Source organism: Mesorhizobium sp. M8A.F.Ca.ET.207.01.1.1, from assembly GCF_004794715.1.
Taxonomy (GTDB): domain Bacteria; phylum Pseudomonadota; class Alphaproteobacteria; order Rhizobiales; family Rhizobiaceae; genus Mesorhizobium.
Genome location: NZ_SRUS01000409.1, coordinates 1 through 315, shown reverse-complemented (window position 1 = coordinate 315; position 315 = coordinate 1). Strand labels below are relative to the sequence as shown.

Here is a 315-nt window from a genome sequence, read left to right as displayed (position 1 = left end):
GCCTGGCGGTGCGCGAAGCGCGTTCCTGCCGGCCACGCATCACAGAGAAAAAAGAAAATGTCGATCGACACCCAGAAGGTCATTGAAGACAACAAGCGCAGCGCCGCTGACACCGGCTCCCCGGAAGTCCAGGTGGCCCTGCTGACCGCCCGCATCGAACTGCTGACCGGCCACTTCAAGACCCACAAGAAGGACCACCACAGCCGCCGCGGCCTGCTGCAGATGGTCAACCGCCGTCGCAGCCTGCTCGACTACCTGAAGAAGAAGGACGTCGAGCGCTACAAGGCCCTGATCGAGAAGCTTGGCCTGCGTCGC

At 62.9% G+C, this 315-nt stretch carries 1 protein-coding gene; it reads left to right on the top strand.

The window, feature by feature from the left end:
• Nucleotides 1–57 precede the first annotated feature (57 nt).
• Nucleotides 58–315: 30S ribosomal protein S15 (rpsO, locus tag EN850_RS35130; protein ID WP_005417886.1), on the top strand; the 258-nt coding region annotated here is incomplete at its 3' end.